This is a genomic window from Peribacillus sp. S4 (genome assembly GCF_046715815.1).
Taxonomy (GTDB): domain Bacteria; phylum Bacillota; class Bacilli; order Bacillales; family DSM-1321; genus Peribacillus; species Peribacillus frigoritolerans.
In genome coordinates, this window is the sequence record NZ_CP175708.1 from 1,115,632 (window position 1) to 1,132,764 (window position 17,133).

Annotated in this window: 15 protein-coding genes and 2 riboswitches; of the genes, 7 read left to right on the forward strand and 8 right to left on the reverse strand. The window is 42.8% G+C overall.

Annotated elements, in window-relative coordinates; all coding sequences use genetic code 11:
- Positions 1-27: 27 nt before the first annotated feature.
- The gene (locus ACJ9PY_RS05340) at positions 28-2,325 is read right to left on the reverse strand and encodes a ribonucleoside-diphosphate reductase subunit alpha (RefSeq protein WP_411739612.1); all 2,298 of its coding nucleotides are present in this window, start codon (positions 2,323-2,325) and stop codon (positions 28-30) included.
- A gap of 137 nt (positions 2,326-2,462) precedes the next feature.
- Positions 2,463-2,644, reverse strand: a riboswitch (cobalamin riboswitch).
- 292 nt (positions 2,645-2,936) lie between these two features.
- Between ACJ9PY_RS05340 and ACJ9PY_RS05345 the strand changes: the two genes are divergently transcribed.
- The gene (locus ACJ9PY_RS05345; protein ID WP_034314865.1) at positions 2,937-3,866 is read left to right on the forward strand and encodes a manganese-dependent inorganic pyrophosphatase; all 930 of its coding nucleotides are present in this window, start codon (positions 2,937-2,939) and stop codon (positions 3,864-3,866) included.
- Between the two features lie 97 nt (positions 3,867-3,963).
- On the opposite strand, the gene ACJ9PY_RS05350 is transcribed toward ACJ9PY_RS05345, so the two are convergent.
- From ACJ9PY_RS05350 to ACJ9PY_RS05360, 3 genes are all read right to left on the reverse strand, one after another.
- Positions 3,964-4,110: a hypothetical protein gene (locus ACJ9PY_RS05350; protein ID WP_153246080.1), complete on the reverse strand. Its 147-nt coding sequence runs from the start codon at positions 4,108-4,110 to the stop codon at positions 3,964-3,966.
- An 85-nt stretch (positions 4,111-4,195) separates the two neighbouring features.
- On the reverse strand, positions 4,196-5,653 hold the full coding sequence (locus ACJ9PY_RS05355) for a SulP family inorganic anion transporter (RefSeq protein ID WP_187050557.1): 1,458 nt from the start codon (positions 5,651-5,653) through the stop codon (positions 4,196-4,198).
- A gap of 944 nt (positions 5,654-6,597) precedes the next feature.
- Positions 6,598-6,688, reverse strand: a riboswitch (cyclic di-GMP riboswitch).
- 248 nt (positions 6,689-6,936) lie between these two features.
- The gene (locus ACJ9PY_RS05360; RefSeq protein ID WP_411739613.1) at positions 6,937-8,148 is read right to left on the reverse strand and encodes an MFS transporter; all 1,212 of its coding nucleotides are present in this window, start codon (positions 8,146-8,148) and stop codon (positions 6,937-6,939) included.
- A gap of 200 nt (positions 8,149-8,348) precedes the next feature.
- Here ACJ9PY_RS05360 and ACJ9PY_RS05365 point away from each other — a divergent pair, with 200 nt between their 5' ends.
- On the forward strand, positions 8,349-9,656 hold the full coding sequence (locus ACJ9PY_RS05365; RefSeq protein WP_057275735.1) for a CitMHS family transporter: 1,308 nt from the start codon (positions 8,349-8,351) through the stop codon (positions 9,654-9,656).
- A gap of 172 nt (positions 9,657-9,828) precedes the next feature.
- Entirely contained in the window at positions 9,829-10,461 is a 633-nt protein-coding gene (locus ACJ9PY_RS05370; protein ID WP_283930102.1) for a superoxide dismutase family protein, read from the forward strand.
- A 303-nt stretch (positions 10,462-10,764) separates the two neighbouring features.
- Here ACJ9PY_RS05370 and ACJ9PY_RS05375 read toward each other — a convergent pair whose 3' ends face one another.
- Positions 10,765-11,730, reverse strand: a complete 966-nt coding sequence (locus ACJ9PY_RS05375) for a rhodanese-related sulfurtransferase (RefSeq protein WP_063577162.1) — start codon at positions 11,728-11,730, stop codon at positions 10,765-10,767.
- Between the two features lie 144 nt (positions 11,731-11,874).
- Between ACJ9PY_RS05375 and ACJ9PY_RS05380 the strand changes: the two genes are divergently transcribed.
- The 3 genes from ACJ9PY_RS05380 to ACJ9PY_RS05390 all read left to right on the forward strand — a co-directional run bounded on the left by ACJ9PY_RS05380 (position 11,875) and on the right by ACJ9PY_RS05390 (position 13,581).
- Entirely contained in the window at positions 11,875-12,888 is a 1,014-nt protein-coding gene (locus ACJ9PY_RS05380) for a nitronate monooxygenase (RefSeq protein ID WP_403187335.1), read from the forward strand.
- A 17-nt stretch (positions 12,889-12,905) separates the two neighbouring features.
- Positions 12,906-13,361, forward strand: a complete 456-nt coding sequence (locus tag ACJ9PY_RS05385) for a GNAT family N-acetyltransferase (RefSeq protein WP_411740241.1) — start codon at positions 12,906-12,908, stop codon at positions 13,359-13,361.
- A 76-nt stretch (positions 13,362-13,437) separates the two neighbouring features.
- The gene (locus ACJ9PY_RS05390) at positions 13,438-13,581 is read left to right on the forward strand and encodes a hypothetical protein (protein WP_156500373.1); all 144 of its coding nucleotides are present in this window, start codon (positions 13,438-13,440) and stop codon (positions 13,579-13,581) included.
- Positions 13,582-13,627: 46 nt separating this feature from the next.
- On the opposite strand, the gene ACJ9PY_RS05395 is transcribed toward ACJ9PY_RS05390, so the two are convergent.
- Positions 13,628-14,206: a GNAT family N-acetyltransferase gene (locus ACJ9PY_RS05395; RefSeq protein WP_411739614.1), complete on the reverse strand. Its 579-nt coding sequence runs from the start codon at positions 14,204-14,206 to the stop codon at positions 13,628-13,630.
- Positions 14,207-14,309: 103 nt separating this feature from the next.
- On the opposite strand from ACJ9PY_RS05395, the gene ACJ9PY_RS05400 reads away from it, so the two are divergent.
- Positions 14,310-15,701: a PLP-dependent aminotransferase family protein gene (locus tag ACJ9PY_RS05400; RefSeq protein WP_145504893.1), complete on the forward strand. Its 1,392-nt coding sequence runs from the start codon at positions 14,310-14,312 to the stop codon at positions 15,699-15,701.
- A 65-nt stretch (positions 15,702-15,766) separates the two neighbouring features.
- Here the strand turns inward: ACJ9PY_RS05400 and ACJ9PY_RS05405 are convergent, their stop codons facing one another.
- Both ACJ9PY_RS05405 and ACJ9PY_RS05410 read right to left on the reverse strand, forming a co-directional pair.
- On the reverse strand, positions 15,767-16,186 hold the full coding sequence (locus tag ACJ9PY_RS05405) for a MarR family winged helix-turn-helix transcriptional regulator (RefSeq protein ID WP_034314851.1): 420 nt from the start codon (positions 16,184-16,186) through the stop codon (positions 15,767-15,769).
- Positions 16,187-16,857: 671 nt separating this feature from the next.
- Positions 16,858-17,061, reverse strand: a complete 204-nt coding sequence (locus tag ACJ9PY_RS05410; protein WP_057275739.1) for a hypothetical protein — start codon at positions 17,059-17,061, stop codon at positions 16,858-16,860.
- Positions 17,062-17,133 lie beyond the last annotated feature (72 nt).

Here is a 17,133-nt window from a genome sequence, read left to right on the forward strand (position 1 = left end):
GAATAGATTACTGGGTCATGATTGACGTTAACTTGAACAGCTTTCGCAGGCATTGTCATATTCGGAAGACGTCGAACGAACATAATACGTTGATTTCAACCCGCTTTCCCATGCCGTTAAATGGATGTCCAAAAGGACCTTCGCTTTGATTGTATTGTGTACATACAGATTAAAGCTGATTGCTTGGTCAATATGGCGTTGGCGGGCTGCATTTTGCCTGATGCTTTCCAGTTGATCCAAATTGAATCGCGTCTTTCTATAATATTCATACGTATTTGGCGTCAAGCCTGGTGCGGTCACCTTGAATTTGAAGTTTTTCTTTTCTTCGTAAAATTCAATTTCATACAAAGGATCGATTCCATCCGTGGAATTACCGATTTTGGCTGTCGATGAATTGGGGGCAATCGCCATTAAATAGCCATTACGGGTTCCGTGCTCCTGCACGTCTGCTTTTAAATCCAGCCATTTTTGATCTGTATAGTCACGCAGTTCGAAATAGTCCCCTGTATGCCAATCAGAACCTTCAAAGTATGGGTAAGATCCTTTTTCCTTGGCCAGTTCGTTGGATGCCTTGATAGTTAAGTAAGCGATCTTTTCGTATAAAGCATCTGCATAGTGAACAGCCTCATCGGATTCCCAATAAATATTCTGTGTGGCAAGTAAATGATGCCATCCAAACGTTCCTAAACCAATTGCCCGGTACCGTTTGTTCGAGATGGATGCTTGTTTGACAGGAAGATTATTCACATCAATGACATTGTCCAGCATACGGATCTGAATGGGAATCAATCTTTCCAGAACATCGCTGCCCACCGCTCGGGGCAAGTTAATGGATGAAAGGTTGCAGACAACGAAATCGCCGCTTTTACGAACCACAACAACGTCTCCATCTTCTGTTTCATATTCATCCGTGATCGTCGAAGGGCTTAGGTTTTGGGCAATCTCCGTGCAAAGGTTAGAACAATAAATCATACCTTTATGTTTATTCGGATTCTTCCGATTCACTTCATCGCGGTAGAACATATACGGTACGCCTTCTTCTAATTGAGAAATCATGATGCTTTTCATGATGTCCATCGCATTGATTTTTTCAAAGCTATAGTTTGGAAGCGTGCCATTTTCTGCGGCCTCGACAGCAAGTGCATAATGATTCCTGAAGCTTCCTTCGCCTTTCTTTTCGTCATAAAGATCTTCAAGTGAAAATCCAAGGGTTTGCTTAACGGTATGCGGATCGAAAAGATACCATTCTTTTCTGTCGCGTACAGCCTCCATGAATAAATCCGGTATGCATACACCTGTAAAAATATCATGTGCTTTTAATCTGTCATCCCCGTTTTGAGTCTTCAAATCGAGGAAGCTCATGATATCTTTATGCCAGGCATCCAAGTAAATCGCGATGGCACCTTTACGTTGTCCCAATTGATCGACACTTACAGCTGTCTGGTTGAATAGTCGAATCCAGGGCGTCGTGCCGGAACTATTTCCAGAGAAACCGCGGATATCGGAACCAAGCGAGCGAACCTTACCGACGTAAAGACCAACACCGCCGCCGAATTTAGATACTTTTGCCGCATCGTAGTTTGATAGGTAAATTCCGTCGATGGAATCTTCAATTGCGTCGATAAAGCAGGAGCTTAACTGTCCATGTGTTTTACCTGCATTGGAGAGTGTAGGAGTCGCAACGGTCATATAAAGGTTGGACATGGCCCAGTATGCTTCTTTTATCAGTTGCAGGCGGTGCTCCGTTTTTTCCATTCGCATGATTTCCATCGCGATGATCATGAAACGTTCTTGCGGCAGTTCGAAGACCTTGTCCTTTTTTGGGCGGGCCAGATAACGGTCATTCAATAAGTAGATGCCTATGTAAGAGAATAATTTATCTTTTTCCGGGTCGATCACCGATCCCAATTCCTCAATTTCCGCTTTTGTATATGAAGATAGCAGTTCTGGTTTATAAATGGGATAACGCTGACCTTCCGATAGCTGGGAGAGTTCTGTGATCAGCTCATAGAATGGGCCATAACTCTTGCCCTCATAACCTCGATTGGCTTGTGCATCCCTATACATTGTATTCAACAGTTCTGCTGCAGCAACGAAAGTCCAATCCGGGGCATCGATATCCACGCCTTCAAGAGCGAGCTGAATCAGTTTTTTTGAAGCCTGTTCTTCGGTTGAGTCACTTTTGCGATCAAGCCATTTTGTAAAACGCTTTTTGAACTTTTCCATATCGAGACGGCCTTCGAATTCCTTCGATAACATCTCAAGCTGGATGGATTTCGCTTCTGTGTCATTTTCACTTATGGTAGAGTTATATGTTTGAGTCATTAATAATCCTCCTTGTTAACTTCCGCTAAAATAAAAAAACCGCCCAAAGAATTGAGCGGATCAAACGATAGAATAAAAGAGGCATGAAAAAATAGCCGTTATACTATCGTTTCATCATCTCAATCCCCGAAGAATAAGAAACGTGAAAAATTCAAGGCAGGTCTCCTGACTCATGATCATCCTACTTTGAGTCCTTCCCGTATAGAGATCTATACAGTGGTTTTCTCATTTCGTCACATTTACAGTTGCGGGGACAGTTCCGGGTTTACACCGGATTCCCTTTTCAGCCATCACTGGCACCTTGGATTATAAAAATTCTATATATAGTTATTGGAATTGTTTATGTAATCAATATCTAGTATTTCTGCTTATATTATCGTAAGCCATATACGATGATAATTCAACTAATATATTTCAAAAAAACCAACCCTTATCTATTGACAAAGTGATGGAAGAGGGTGGGGGAATGAAAGATTTTATGGGGGAATGGATAAATCAAGCGCTGATTTTACGGGATTTTGTGTTAAAATAAAGTGTCTAGTAAAGGTGGCTCTCCGTTATTGCACTGAGGGGATTCGCGGAAAAATATTTATGAAAAAGGGGATAAAATCTTGGAAAAAGTATTAGTTTTTGGACATAAAAACCCGGATACAGACACAATCTGTTCAGCAATCGCTTATGCAGATCTTAAAAAACAGCTAGGTATCAACGCTGAACCAGTTCGTCTGGGTGAAGTGAATGGTGAAACTCAATATGCATTGGACCAATTCAAATTCGATGCTCCCCGTCTTGTGGAAAAAGTTGCAGGGGAAGCTGATGGCGTAATCCTGGTCGATCATAACGAACGCCAGCAAAGCGCTGAAGATATTGACCAAGTCCGTGTGTTGGAAGTTATCGACCATCACCGTATCGCTAACTTTGAAACAAGCGATCCATTATATTACCGTGCTGAACCAGTTGGCTGTACGGCAACCATCTTAAATAAAATTTATAAAGAAAACGGCATTGAAGTCCCTAAAGCAATCGCAGGTCTTATGCTTTCTGCCATCATTTCCGATTCTTTATTGTTCAAATCGCCGACTTGCACGGAGCAGGACGTTGCAGCAGCAATGGAACTCGCTGCCATTGCTGGAGTCGACGCTGAAAAATATGGCTTGGAAATGTTGAAAGCGGGAGCTGACTTAAGCGACAAAACGATTGCCCAGCTCATCACTCTTGATGCCAAGGAATTCTCCATGGGAATGGCTAAAGTGGAAATAGCACAGGTCAATGCCGTTGATCCGAACGAAGTCCTTGCTAAGCAAGCAGAATTGGAAGCAGCGATTGAAGCGGTCATCGCAGTGAAGGAATTGGACTTGTTCCTATTCGTCGTTACGGATATCCTGACTAATGATTCCGTTGCCTTGGCCCTTGGTAAAGCGGCATATGCGGTTGAAAAGGCATATGACGTTTCATTAAACAATAACATCGCCGTCTTGGAAGGCGTTGTATCGCGTAAAAAACAAATCGTTCCGGTCTTAACCGACGTATTCAGCAAATAATTCAGGAAAAGGGTTGCTCATTAAAACTTGGGCAGCCTTTTTTTGTACATTCAAAAAAAGACTCAACCATCCATTAAGGGTGTTTGAGTCTTTTTTCTTAATTTAAAGATTCCTTTTCTTTTTCATAGGCGATGACAATCAATTCTTTATTGGCTTCCTCGCCAAGTTTGCTTTCAAAGCTTTTCAGTTCATTCAATAAATCCGGTGACAGATTTGCTGCCGTATAATCCTGCTCGGGTGTCATGCTTTTCGCTCCTTTCAAAAGGAAATGATTCATGTTATCTATTTTGTCGGTTTGAAAAGTTTCTATTCAGCAGAATTTTACTTCTTTAAGATATTTTACTTTCTGAGGTGGCGAGTTTTTCAAGCAATGTCGAACTTTCTTCATCGAGTCCTTGGACTTGGACAGGTATTCCCAAGAGCTGATATTTAAGAATAACCGTATCGACAGCACCGACTGCTGAAGCATCCCAGATCTTGGAATGGGAGAAGTCGATGACGATTGCATCGGCTTTTTCCTTGAAGTCGAACTTTGAAACAAAGTCCTGGACAGAAGCGAAAAATATTTGTCCGCTGATACGATAAGTGATTTTCTTAGCCTGGATGTCTGCCGTTTTCTCTACTGCCACTTTAGAAATTTTAGCCGAGAAGAAAATCATGCTCAAAAGCACTCCGGCAAATACGCCTTTTGATAAGTCATGTGTATAAAGGACAATGAGGACCGTCACGATCATCACGGCTGCATCCGACTTAGGAGCTCTAGTGAGCCTCTTTAGGGAAGACCAGTCAAATGTCCCGATTGAAACCATGATCATGACTGCGACAAGTGCAGCCATCGGTATTTTGATAAGGACATCATTCAATACCACGATTAATACCATAAGGAATGCGCCCGCTACAAATGTCGATAGCCGGCCCCTTCCACCAGATTTAATGTTGATACCGGATTGGCCGATCATCGCACATCCTGCCATGCCGCCAAAACATCCGGCGACGATATTCGCAATCCCCTGGCCTTTGGCTTCCTTATTCTTATTACTGTCCGTGTCAGTCATCTCATCGACAATTTGAGCCGTCAATAACGATTCAAGCAGTCCAACAAACGCAAGGGCAATGGAATAAGGGAAAATGATCGCCAAAGTTTCGAAGGTCAAAGGGATGTCTGGAAGCATGAACATCGGAAGCGCTTCGGTCAATTGCCCCATATCCCCAACCGTCCGCACCGTAGCCCCCGTGGTAACTGCAACGATCGTCATGAATATGATGGCGACAAGTGGTGAAGGTATGACTTTCGTGATCAGCGGAAAAAGATAAATGATAGCTAATGAAACGGCTGTCATAACATACATGATCCATGTTTCGCCCACGAAATGGGTGAGCTGTGCCGTGAAAATCAAGATGGCTAAAGAATTCACAAAACCAGTCATGACTGGCTTCGGAATGAACTTCATTAATTTCCCGATTTTTAAAACCCCTAGTAAAATTTGCAGCAAACCAGTCAATATGGTTGCAGCAAGTAAATAGTTCAAGCCATGATCTTTAACAAGGTCGACCATGACGAGTGCCATTGCGCCAGTGGCAGCCGATATCATTCCCGGCCTTCCGCCGACAAAGGAGATGACGATGGCAATGCAGAATGAGGCATATAGACCAACCATTGGGTCAACGCCAGCAATGATCGAAAAGGCAATCGCCTCTGGAATCAATGCCAAGGCAACGACAATACCCGAAAGAACATCTCCTCTAACGTTGCCGAACCATTCCTTTTTGTAAGCAGATGTATTCAAAGAAACACTCCTTCTTTTATATATGTGTGTTCATTTCTTTTTTAACGCACTAAATTATAGCATGAGTCCTTTTTTCTATCTATATGGATAATATAAACGACAAATCGAGGGCTATTCATTTCTTATCTTACGAAGGAAAATGCTTTAAGAGAGAATAATTGGTATAAAAGGTGATTGAGCTATCATGTGAGGGAAGTCAATTATATCGAGGTAGGCGAATGCATACAGGTAAAGCTTGTAATAAAGTCAGTCGAATGGGATTTCCGTTAATGGCTTGGCCATTTTTGACGTAAGGGGCCCCTATAGGCTTTTGTGAAATTCCCGCTAAGGGGGAGTGGAGTAAAACGGTAGAGATCTATTTCATAATTAAAAATCAAAAACATGGATATCCCTTTCCTGCTAGCTTTACGCCACCGATTGGAACCGATTCATGACATTCTACGCTTACTTGATTTATATCTTATCGAGCCCTATAGGGTGACCGTACCTTTACCATTCATATAATGAAAAAAAGATCGTGCTCTAACTGTGTCAATATGTGGGCAGGAAGTAAGAGAGTTTTTTTACCGGAATGATATTTTCCCGTTTTACCATATATGGAAGTGGTGAGGATGAAAAGCCAGCTCTATCAAAGTTTGGGAGTATGAACCGTCCTTGTGTTAAGAGGCTATTCCTCATCAATGATACTGGATTTACATAAAGGACATGTTACTTCTTTATAATGCTTGAACCTGATCTTTCGAAGGTCGCTTCTGGATAACATTGCGAATGCATTATATCTTGTGCCGCATGCACAAGTATTTTTATCTTTAACTATGTGTCTCTCATCCGTAGTAGCTGAATAAATGGTTGGAAAGAACATATATAACCCTCCTTGTTTTAATTTTAGGCAAATTAAAAAGGGGCAAGAAAATTAATTATAAAGTGATCCATTCAAGAAAAATCTTGGCAACCCGGCTGCCGTGACAACTAAGTTGTTGGTTTAGGCCCGTGGCTTTGCGTCTTTTACTTTCATAAAATTTGCCTGAATTAATCTTAACATAAAGTTCGATGTGTTATGAAGTGCTGGAAAAATACTTATCAGTTTGTGGGTGTGTCATAAGGGTTGGTGGACTTTACGGATAGGCATGAACGTGACCCCTTCAAATCTCTTTTCCTTGATTTCTCTTCGATCATTCCCCATATAAAAAAGCTCCAGAAGTATCGAGCACTACAGCTGTATGAGCATTAAACAGGAAAAGCCTGCTTAAAGATGGAAGCAGGCTTCCTTGCCAAAAATGTGATTAATGTGATCTGGCCAACTCCGGATTGCGGTGCATCGCGAAATAGAGGACAAGTCCGGCTATGAGGAGTAACGTGCTGGTCGTGATGAAGACGGCAGAGAATCCGTAGAAACCAGCAACCATTCCGCCCATTGCGGGTCCGATGATATTGCCTAAAAAGCGCAGGCTCGTATTGTACCCAAGCACTTCCCCCTGCATTGCGACAGGCGCTTCTTGGCGAATGTAGGCAATCCTTACAGGGATGATGCCGCCTATTGCCATGCCTAGTATGAAACGTACAAAGACAAGCTGCCAAAAATGATTGATGAAGGCACCGGGCAAGTAGACAAGAGCTGTCAGAAAAAGAAGCAGCACAAGTATCTTCACATGTCCATGCCGATCACCTATCTTGCCCCAGTGACGCGCCATCAATAAATTCCCCAGGCCTGCTGCAGAAAAGGCGATTCCTGAATAAAAACCAAGATTGGAAGTTCCATGCAGCTCACCAACGTATAATGAAAGAATGGGCTGGATGCTGAAGTGGGCAACTTGGACAAGCGTGGAGATGAGCATGACATTCACCAGGATGGGATTCCTTAAGATATGTGAGAGAACCTCCCTGCTTGTATAGCTCGACTTCGTTCCCTTCTGCCGCTCCATTCGGTACTCCTTGGTTGCAAAAACAAGAAGACCAGAGATGAAAATGGTGATGGAGGTGAATTTAAAGGCGGTTGAATAGCCGAGTGTGTCTGCAAGGACGCCGCCAAGCAATGGTCCGAAAAGGGAACCGGTTATATTTCCCGTTTGTATGGTTCCCAGTACACGTCCGGCAATTTCTTTTGGTGTTTGCGTTGATATGAAGGCCTGGGACATGGAAATGAAGCCGGTGAATATTCCTGTGAACATCCTTAGGACGAATAGCTGCCAAACATTTTCGACGAATCCCATCAGGAAGATGGACAGGCCCATCCCAAACGCGCAGGCAATCAAGATTTTCTTTCTGCCATACCGGTCACCAATCCGTCCCCAAATGGGGGAAAATAAAAAGGCTGTCACAAAAGTGATTCCAAAAGTCCATCCGGACCAATGCTGGATATATTGAGTCGAATAATCTCCGAATGTACCAATGTATAAGGATATGAATGGGAGAACCATCGTCATGCTCCCGCCTATGAAGAAATTGGCGAACCACATGATGAAAAGGTTCCGTTTAGCTATTTTATGAGCGTTCATTTTACATACAACACTTCTTTCCTCCAAAAAAACTTCGGGTTCCTAAATAATAGTATACAGAAATTAATTAATTTATTAAACGAATTTGTTTAACAGGTTTTTTAATGAATGGGCAAATGGTATAATGTGAAAATACTGATTTTTCAGAAAAATTAAATAAACAAAAGGTATTCATTTTTCCAATTAAAGGAGTTTTAAACATGTTGACGATTTTAGGGTTTTGTATGATTTTAACGTTTCTGGTCTTGGTCATCACGAAGCGGTTATCAGTGGTTGTCGCTTTTATCTTCACGGCAATAGCTTTTGGTCTGATTGGTGGGTTTGCCTCGGAAATGGGAGATATGATGGTTGCGGGTATTTTAAAGGTGACACCGACAGCAGTCATGATCGTTTTTGCTATTCTGTATTTTGGTTTAATGATTGACGTTGGTTTATTCGAGCCCATGATCGCTAAAATACTGAGTTTTGTAAAAGGAGATCCGCTAAAGGTTGTCATGGCAACCGCCATTATAACCATATTGGTAGGTTTGGACGGAGACGGTTCTTCTACATTCATGATCACTGTTTCGGCCATGCTGCCGCTTTATATCAAATTAGGGATGAACAGGCTCGTATTGGCCTGTGTCGTTGGTTTGGCCGCTGGCGTCATGAACATGATTCCATGGGGCGGTCCTTTGGTCAGGGCGGCCGCGAGCCTTCAGGTTGAAGTTTCGGAGTTATTCATTCCTCTTATTCCGGTCATGGTTTGCGGTCTTTTATGGACGCTTTTTTCGGCATATGTACTTGGCAAAAAGGAAAGGGAGAGATTGGGAGTCGGCTCCTTGGAGACGAACATCCAACCTGGTATGGGCGAACAGGCTGCAGCTGTTGAAACCGCACCTCAAGGAACATCCAGGCTTTTTTGGTTTAATTGGTTCTTGACGATTTTACTGATGGTATTGCTGGTGATGGAAGTGCTGCCGATCCAAATCTTATTTGCCTCCGCTTTTGCGATTGCACTATTCGTTAACTTTCCGAACCCAAAAGAACAGCAGGAAAGGATTTTAAGTCATGCCAATAGTTTCGTGATGATTTGTACACTCATTTTCGCAGCTGGGATTTTTACGGGTGTATTCACGGAAACAAAGATGATGGACTCGATGGCTGCTTCAATCGTAACTGTCATTCCGGAGTGGCTCGGGGCACATTTGCCACTGGTGGTAGCGCTGACGAGCATACCGATGGGGTTCATTTTCTCACCTGATGCCTATTATTTTGGCATTCTGCCAATCATAAGTGAAACGGCATCGAACTTCGGCATTGCCCCTGTAGAAATCGGAAGGGCGGCATTATTAGGTCATTCGACCGCAGGGTTCCCCTTATCGCCATTGGTGCCTGCAACATTCATATTGATTGGCCTTGTAGGCGTGGATTTTGGGGATCATCAAAAATTCCTGTTTAAATGGGCGTTTGGGACAACCATCATCATGACGATCGCAGCCATTACTTTCGGGGTCATCACTTTGTAAAAATGTGAGCCCATTAAGCTATAGTGTAATATCCTTGTCTGTGAATTTAGTAAGGTGTTCACTCTCATTGGTGTAATCTATTTTCCTATTTATGCCGCTATCTGTTTATTCTTCCATAATAGTGGAAAGTAATAAGAGGAAGATACATATAAGAGAGTGGAGGGAAGTTATCATGAACTATAAACAAAAGCTTATACTGCCTATGTGTGCTGCCTTTTTACTGTATGGATGCAATTCAGCGGATGATTCAAATCAGGCCGATAATAATGCCGAGGACATGACTACAGCGGGACAAGGAACAGATACAGAGGTTGATCCGCAGGTGAAAGCGGAAGTTAAAGATGTAGAAGGTAAAACACTTGGAACGGTGAACTTTACCGCTGAAGAGAATTCTGTAGTGATCGAGACCGCTTTGGAAGGTCTTGAGCCAGGCTACCATGGATTCCATGTGCACGAGAACGCAGCATGTGAGCCGGATGCCAAGGATGGCCCTTTCACTACAGCGGGAGGACACTTCAACCCAACTGATGAAACGCATTCTAAACACGCAGGTGATATGCCCCCTTTATATGTAAAAGAAGATGGGACAGCAAAATATACGGCAACATTGGATAACATGACAATAGACCAACTGAAGAAAGAAGAGCTGGCTGTAATCGTTCATGCTAACCCAGACAACTTTGCCAATATTCCTGACCGCTATGAAGCCAATGGGAAAAAAGGACCGGATGCAGATACTTTGAAAACTGGTGATGCAGGCGATAGACAAGCTTGCGGGATTGTTGTAAGTGCAGATGCAAAATAACATGAATGAAGAGCGATTCCTCTAAAGAGGAATCGCTCTTTTCATGCAGGTAAGACTGATGACCGCTATAATCTAAAAGCGGAAACCATTCTTTTTACGTATTAAGAAGGTTTTTTCTATTGTGATATAGAAGTAAGAATGGAAGTAATATTGCAGTAAAAGCAGATGGCATTAAAGATCAAAGTTAATTCTTACAGTGGAATGAAGTCCAAGGCATAAGTTTAATATAGAAAAATAAGATTTGGTTTAATCGATAAAAAAACCCGAACAGGGATCATGTCCACTGATTCGGGTTTGCTAAAATCATTTTGCCATAATGGAATCTTCGATTAGCTGTAATCTCTCAGCCACTTCTTCTTCAGAAAGGTTATGCTCAACTACATAGCGATTACGCGGATGCACTCGGCATTCATGGGTACAGCTGCGCATATGTTTGTGTTCATTCTCTTCGCTGCAAAGGATTTTCTTGTTGCATTCAGGATTAGCGCAATTGACATAGCGTTCACAAGGTTCGCCGGAATAAATATCGCGTCCGACGATTACATGTTCCTTTTGATTGATAGGTACGGCAATCCTTTCATCGAAAACATACATTTGGCCATCCCATAGCTCACCTTGGACCTCGGGATCCTTCCCGTATGTTGCGATGCCGCCGTGCAGCTGGCTTACATCTTCAAAGCCTTCCTCGACAAGCCAGCCGGAGAATTTCTCACAGCGGATACCGCCAGTGCAATACGTTAGGATTTTTTTGCCTTCGAACATTTCTTTATTTTCCCGTACCCATTCCGGAAGTTCACGGAAATTCGTGATTTCTGGCTTGATTGCACCCCTGAAATGTCCTAAATCAAATTCATAGTCATTTCTGGCATCAAGGACGATGGTGTTTTCATCTTGCATTTGCTCGAAGAATTCCTTCGGGCTCAAGTATTTGCCTGTCGTCTTGTTCGGGTTGATGTCGTCTTCCAAGCGAAGCGTTACAAGTTCATTGCGTGGACGAACATGCATTTTTTTGAAAGCATGGCCTTCAGCTTCATCTATTTTAAACACGATATCGGCAAAGCGGGGATCGCTTTTCATCATGTCCATATATTTGTCGGTTTGTTCGATCGTACCTGAAACCGTTCCGTTGATACCTTCTGAAGCCACCAAGATACGGCCTTTCAATTCAAGGGCTTTACATGCCGCAAGATGCTCGGCTGCGAATACTTCGTGATTCTCGATAGGTACATACAAATAATAAAGTAATACTCTATATGGTTTTGTTTCCATTTTTTATTTACCACCTATGTTTTATATTTGCAAGATATAAAGGGTGATCATTTAGACACTTTTCTCTTACAGATAATCATTATACCAAGAAAACGTAAAAATGATAAGGGCATGAAGAAAAATCAAGAGGAGTTGTATCGAATGTTGAAAGAGTTAATGAGATACCCAATCATTCAGGCACCGATGGCAGGAGGAGCTTCCACTCCGAAGCTTGCGGCTTCTGTATCCAATGCAGGAGGATTGGGCTTTCTCGCAGCTGGCTATAAGACTGCGGAAGAGATGATGGACGAGATAGGGCAGACCCGTCAGTTGACTGAACGCCCTTTTGGCGTGAATGTATTTGTGCCAGGCAACGAGCCGGCGGATGAAAATATATTATCTGGCTATCGTGAAAAGATCGAAAAAGAGGCCGAGAGCGTTGGGGCTGAGATTGGAAAAGCCGATAGTGATGACGATGATTGGGGTAATAAACTAGATGTATTGAAGGAGGCTGGGGTCGCGGTCGTCAGTTTTACGTTTGGATGTCCAACGGAAGATGTAATAAGGGAGCTCCAAGATGTCGGTTCCCTTATAGCCGTGACAGTAACCAACCTTCAGGAAGCAAAAAAGGCGGCGGGAGCAGGCGCGGACGTTCTATGTGTGCAGGGGTTTGAAGCAGGGGGGCACCGGGCCAGTTTTGATGACCGCACAGAAGATGATTACGGCCTTTTAGTATTGATTCGGATGATAGGGGCTGAGCTGGACTTACCGATCATTGCCGCGGGCGGACTGATGCATGGAAAGGATATCGCAGCCGTGCTCGAAGCGGGAGCAACAGCGGCGCAATTGGGTACCGCTTTCCTTCGCTGTCCCGAAAGCGGGGCTAGTCCGGTCCATAAGGCGGCGCTGGGAAATCCCCGATTTACTAAGACTGCTGTTACCCGAGCCTTCAGCGGCCGGAGGGCACGCGGGTTGGTGAATCACTTTTTAACGGAATATGATAGCGTTGCACCGGTCGCCTATCCTTATGTCCATCACATGACCAAACAAATGCGAAAAGCAGCCGGACAAAAGAACAATCCTGAATTGATGGCTTTGTGGGCAGGACAGGGTTATAAGTTGAGCAGGGAACTTCCTGCATCGGAATTGGTTGAACTGCTTGTGGATGAATTAAACTGAGGAGGGTTTGGATGCTGATGGAGATAAGGGAATTATTCTTGGATGAGCCACCCCCGATGCATTTATTGCTTTTGGCAGATCCTTCAAGGAAATTGGTCGAGGAATATTTGGGAAGCGGAACGTGCTTTGTTGCCATGGGTGATAACCGGATGATCGGCGTTTGTGTTTTACTGCAAAAAGGCCCGGAACTGATAGAGATAATGAACATCGCGGTCGATGAACAGTACCATGGAAGAGGAATCGGCAGGCAATTGATTGAGCATGCGATAGGCCATGCAAGGGAACAGGGATATAAAATGATTGAAATCGGAACGGGGAATTCGGGGATAGGGCAGCTTGCCCTTTACCAAAAATGCTGTTTTAGAATAACTGGGGTCGATCGGGATTTTTTTACTAGAAACTATTCCGAGGCCATTTATGAAAATGGGATTCAGTGCCAGGATATGATTCGCTTGTCACAAAGCTTGGACTAAGCAGGAATCATTCAAGTCTGACGGAAAAGCTTTACAGACAAAAGTGTGCGTCGAATTGGCTTAGGGGGTAATGAACTTGTTCTTTGGTGATATGATTTATCTTCTTTTTGCTTTACTAATGCCATTTTTATTTGCGATTGGTGTTTTCATATTCATTCGATCAACGAAAAGGCAAAAGGATTCTTTATCGGAAATTCGTAAAGACTCACATGAAAAATAGCAGTAAGAGAAAAGAGTGCAAAACAATGGCACTCTTTTTCTCATTTTCACCTTTCTAAAAAAGCTTCCAAATTCCTTTTCACACTGGGCCATTCATGCTCGAGAATACTATAGACCACCGTATTCCTGATCCTCCCATCTTGCAGCTTTTTCTCCATCCTCAAAATCCCTTCTTCAAGGGCGCCGAGCCTGGTTATTGCGGCACGTGATCTTTTGTTGCATTCGTCCGTCCTGAATTCAACCCGTTTCATTTGCCACTTTTCAAAAGCATGCTGCAATAACAAGTACTTACATTCAGTGTTAATGGCTGTTCGCCATTTGTCGGGATGATACCAAGTCGCGCCGATTTCCAGCGATTGATTATGAAAGTGAATATTCCTTAAGCTCGTGCTGCCAACTACCGAATCATCTGTCCGATCGATAACGACAAATGGATGATGAAGTTCCTGTTCCCTTGCTCGAATGCCTTCCTTTACATAGGAGATCGCCTCTTCATATGACAAAATCTTTGTTGCACTCCATTTCCATATTTCAGATGGCAGGGAAGCGGCGTAAAGCGGTTTGATATGATGTTCCATCATCGGGGTGAGTATCACGTGTTTACCGTATAATTCGAAATGCTCCATAGTTTCCTCCTCTTGATTGATATCTTCATTATAAAAATATTCTGGTTCTGCAATAAGGACCAATGCTGATATAATTTATGGAACCAGTTTGAAGGAGGACCAAATGTTTGAAATCACTTTAACCCTAGATAAAACGAACAAAGAAGCTTTATATGTGCAATTGTATAAATACTTTATAAAGGAAATCCAGAATGGACAAATAAAGGCCGGAATGAAACTGCCTTCTAAACGAAAACTGGCCTTGCATTTAGGGATAGGCCTGAATACAGTTGATACGGCTTATCAGCAGTTGATGGCAGAAGGATATGTGGAAAGTCAATTAAGGAAAGGGTACTACGTAGCCGATTTAGAACCGATTTCAGCTTTGAATGAGCCATTGCCTGTAACAGAAGGGATAATGGACCCTCTGAATGAAAGAAATGAGATAGATTACAATCATGGCCGGGTGGACGTGGATTCTTTCCCGCATGCCGTATGGAAAAAGTGCTTGAATAATACGTTGTATCTACAGGAAAGGGAAATGTTCATGAGCGGTGATCCACAAGGGGAATGGGGGCTTAGGGCTGAGATTTCATCCTATCTATTCCAATCAAGAGGAGTTCGCTGCGGGGCTGATCAAATCATCATTGGGGCAGGTACCCAGTATTTCATCCATCTTCTGCGGTTACTACTTGGAAATGAGCGGGTATTTGGGTTAGAAGATCCTGGCTTTCATCGGGTAAGGGAGGTACTGAGGCTGGAGGGGGCGGTGACGGAATTCATACCTTTGGATGAAAGTGGAATGAGTGTGGACTCATTGAAAGAGAGTACAGCGGATGTAGCCTATGTCACACCTTCCCATCAATTTCCTTCCGGTATGATCATGCCGATAACTAGACGGGTGGAATTATTGAATTGGGCGGTGGAAAAAAAAGGTTATATTATTGAGGATGATTATGACGGGGAATTCCGACATGCAGGCAAACCGATTCCGTCGTTGCAGGGGTTGGACACAAATGGAAGGGTCGTCTACCTAGGCACGTTTTCAAAGTCGTTCATCCCATCGATCAGGGTGGGATTTATGGTGTTACCCATGGAGTTGTCTTGCCGATTTCAGCAGAAGTTAATCGGATATAAACAGACCGTTTCCAGACTGATTCAGGAAACGCTCTGTCTTTTTATGAAAAATGGACATTGGGAACGCCATCTGAATAAAATGCGAACGATTTATCGTAAAAAGAATAAGGTGCTGCTGAACGCAATGGAAGAGAGCTTCCATGATCGTGTAGCCATAATCGGTGAAAAGTCAGGATTGCACGTTCTTTTAAACGTAAAAAACGGCAGCAGTGAGGCAGAGCTCATCCAAAGGGCTGCCAGTGTAGGGGTTAAAGTCCACCCAACATCGATTTATCATTCAAAGAAAGTGAAAGATCCGACTATTTTGATTGGGTACGGTGGTTTAACCGAAAGGGAAATCGAAGCTGGAATCCGGCTTTTAAAAAAGGCATGGATATAGCTTGGTGTGAAAGTAAGGAAACTCCTTGCTTCACACTTATTCTAAAATGATACAAGCTACCCATTTTAGTTTCTTATATTATTGAGGATTTTAAGGACCGTCTGGAAAAATACTTCCTGTTCTTCTTCAGTAATGCCTTCCAAGGCCTTTCCTTCGATTTTTTCTGCAATCTTAAGACATTTTGTATGTACCTCTTTGCCCCGGGGGGTCAGTTCGATTCGTTTTTCCTGTTCATCTTTACCAGGAACTTGTTTAATCATATTATTCTGTTCCATGCTGTTGACCGAACGTGTGATGATCACACTGTCTACATCCAGGTAACTGCAAATATCGGGGATTGTGGAATAGCCACAGTTCTTTAAGTAATTCAGGATTGTCCACTGATTATGGTAAATTTCAAGGGCTGTAATTTGTTCATTCATTTTGCTGACTAATGATCTCGATACTTGTAAATATTGATGAAATAATTGAGTAGGGTTCGTCATATGATTCTCCTTTATAATGGTCGACCAGTCCATTATATTCTTTAATTCTTAAAAGTCTATTGTAAAGAATCATTTATTTCAGTCAATGTTTATTTTTGGAAGCAAAGCGGGGAAGGGTGAAATTCTGGCAATAGGAATGAATTGAGGGAAAGCTCAGTCTTCCCAAATCTCAAACAACAAAGGGGGAAGCATCTGCACAATCACAAGAAGAACATCAATCATGATGGAATATATTTCAGCCTAGAGACAAAGTCGAGAATTCACGTTTACCTACAGTTTTTTTGTGGTTTGTCCATTTGGGCGTTTATTTCCGTTCCAGGCACTCGCTTTCCGCGGGCGGTCCGGGGAGCCTCCTCGGCTTGCACCTGCAGGGTCTCCCTTGGAGGCGCTTTTCCCGCAGGAGTCCCGAACACCCGCTCCAATCAACTTTGTTATAAGATTTAGTTAGAAACCATACCTGAGAGGTTGAAGGTGCTGCCGGTACATCAATTAAAGATAGATACACTTTCCGGACCCCTTTTAGTCTACTGCTTGTAATATATGATGGGAAGAATATATTACTCTTTGAAATGGTCCGTAAGTGCCGACGAAATTGGTAAAAGTATAAAACGCGCTGAATGCAGTATATCCTGCAAACAAAAACCAGCCTCTAAAAAGTGGCTGGTTTTTGTTTAAAACTTCTCGCTGGTGGAGCGGTGCTTTGTTTCTTTTTTATTTCGTTCTTCTTGATGTTCATATTTAATTTCATCAATTGGTAAATCATCAATGGGCATGACCACTTGATCACGTTCCAGCTGTTTCTCCTGATTTTTCTTGAAGGCCTTGGATTTATCATTACGCTCCTCAAGATACTTTTCTTTATCTTTATTATCCAATGTAAATCCCTCCATCTCTTTGTATCTCTTTTTCCCCTTATTGAGAAAATAAAACGTATAAGCGAAATATAT

What these genes read in the sequence shown, in the direction of transcription:
- ACJ9PY_RS05340 (WP_411739612.1), bottom strand. Translation starts at nt 2,325, where the DNA reads ATGACTCAAACATATAACTCTACCATAAGTGAAAATGACACAGAAGCG.
- ACJ9PY_RS05350 (WP_153246080.1), bottom strand. Translation starts at nt 4,110, where the DNA reads ATGACACCCGAGCAGGATTATACGGCAGCAAATCTGTCACCGGATTTA.
- ACJ9PY_RS05360 (WP_411739613.1), bottom strand. Translation starts at nt 8,148, where the DNA reads ATGAACGCTCATAAAATAGCTAAACGGAACCTTTTCATCATGTGGTTC.
- ACJ9PY_RS05365 (WP_057275735.1), top strand. Translation starts at nt 8,349, where the DNA reads ATGTTGACGATTTTAGGGTTTTGTATGATTTTAACGTTTCTGGTCTTG.
- ACJ9PY_RS05370 (WP_283930102.1), top strand. Translation starts at nt 9,829, where the DNA reads ATGAACTATAAACAAAAGCTTATACTGCCTATGTGTGCTGCCTTTTTA.
- ACJ9PY_RS05375 (WP_063577162.1), bottom strand. Translation starts at nt 11,730, where the DNA reads ATGGAAACAAAACCATATAGAGTATTACTTTATTATTTGTATGTACCT.
- ACJ9PY_RS05385 (WP_411740241.1), top strand. Translation starts at nt 12,906, where the DNA reads ATGGAGATAAGGGAATTATTCTTGGATGAGCCACCCCCGATGCATTTA.
- ACJ9PY_RS05395 (WP_411739614.1), bottom strand. Translation starts at nt 14,206, where the DNA reads ATGGAGCATTTCGAATTATACGGTAAACACGTGATACTCACCCCGATG.
- ACJ9PY_RS05400 (WP_145504893.1), top strand. Translation starts at nt 14,310, where the DNA reads ATGTTTGAAATCACTTTAACCCTAGATAAAACGAACAAAGAAGCTTTA.
- ACJ9PY_RS05405 (WP_034314851.1), bottom strand. Translation starts at nt 16,186, where the DNA reads ATGACGAACCCTACTCAATTATTTCATCAATATTTACAAGTATCGAGA.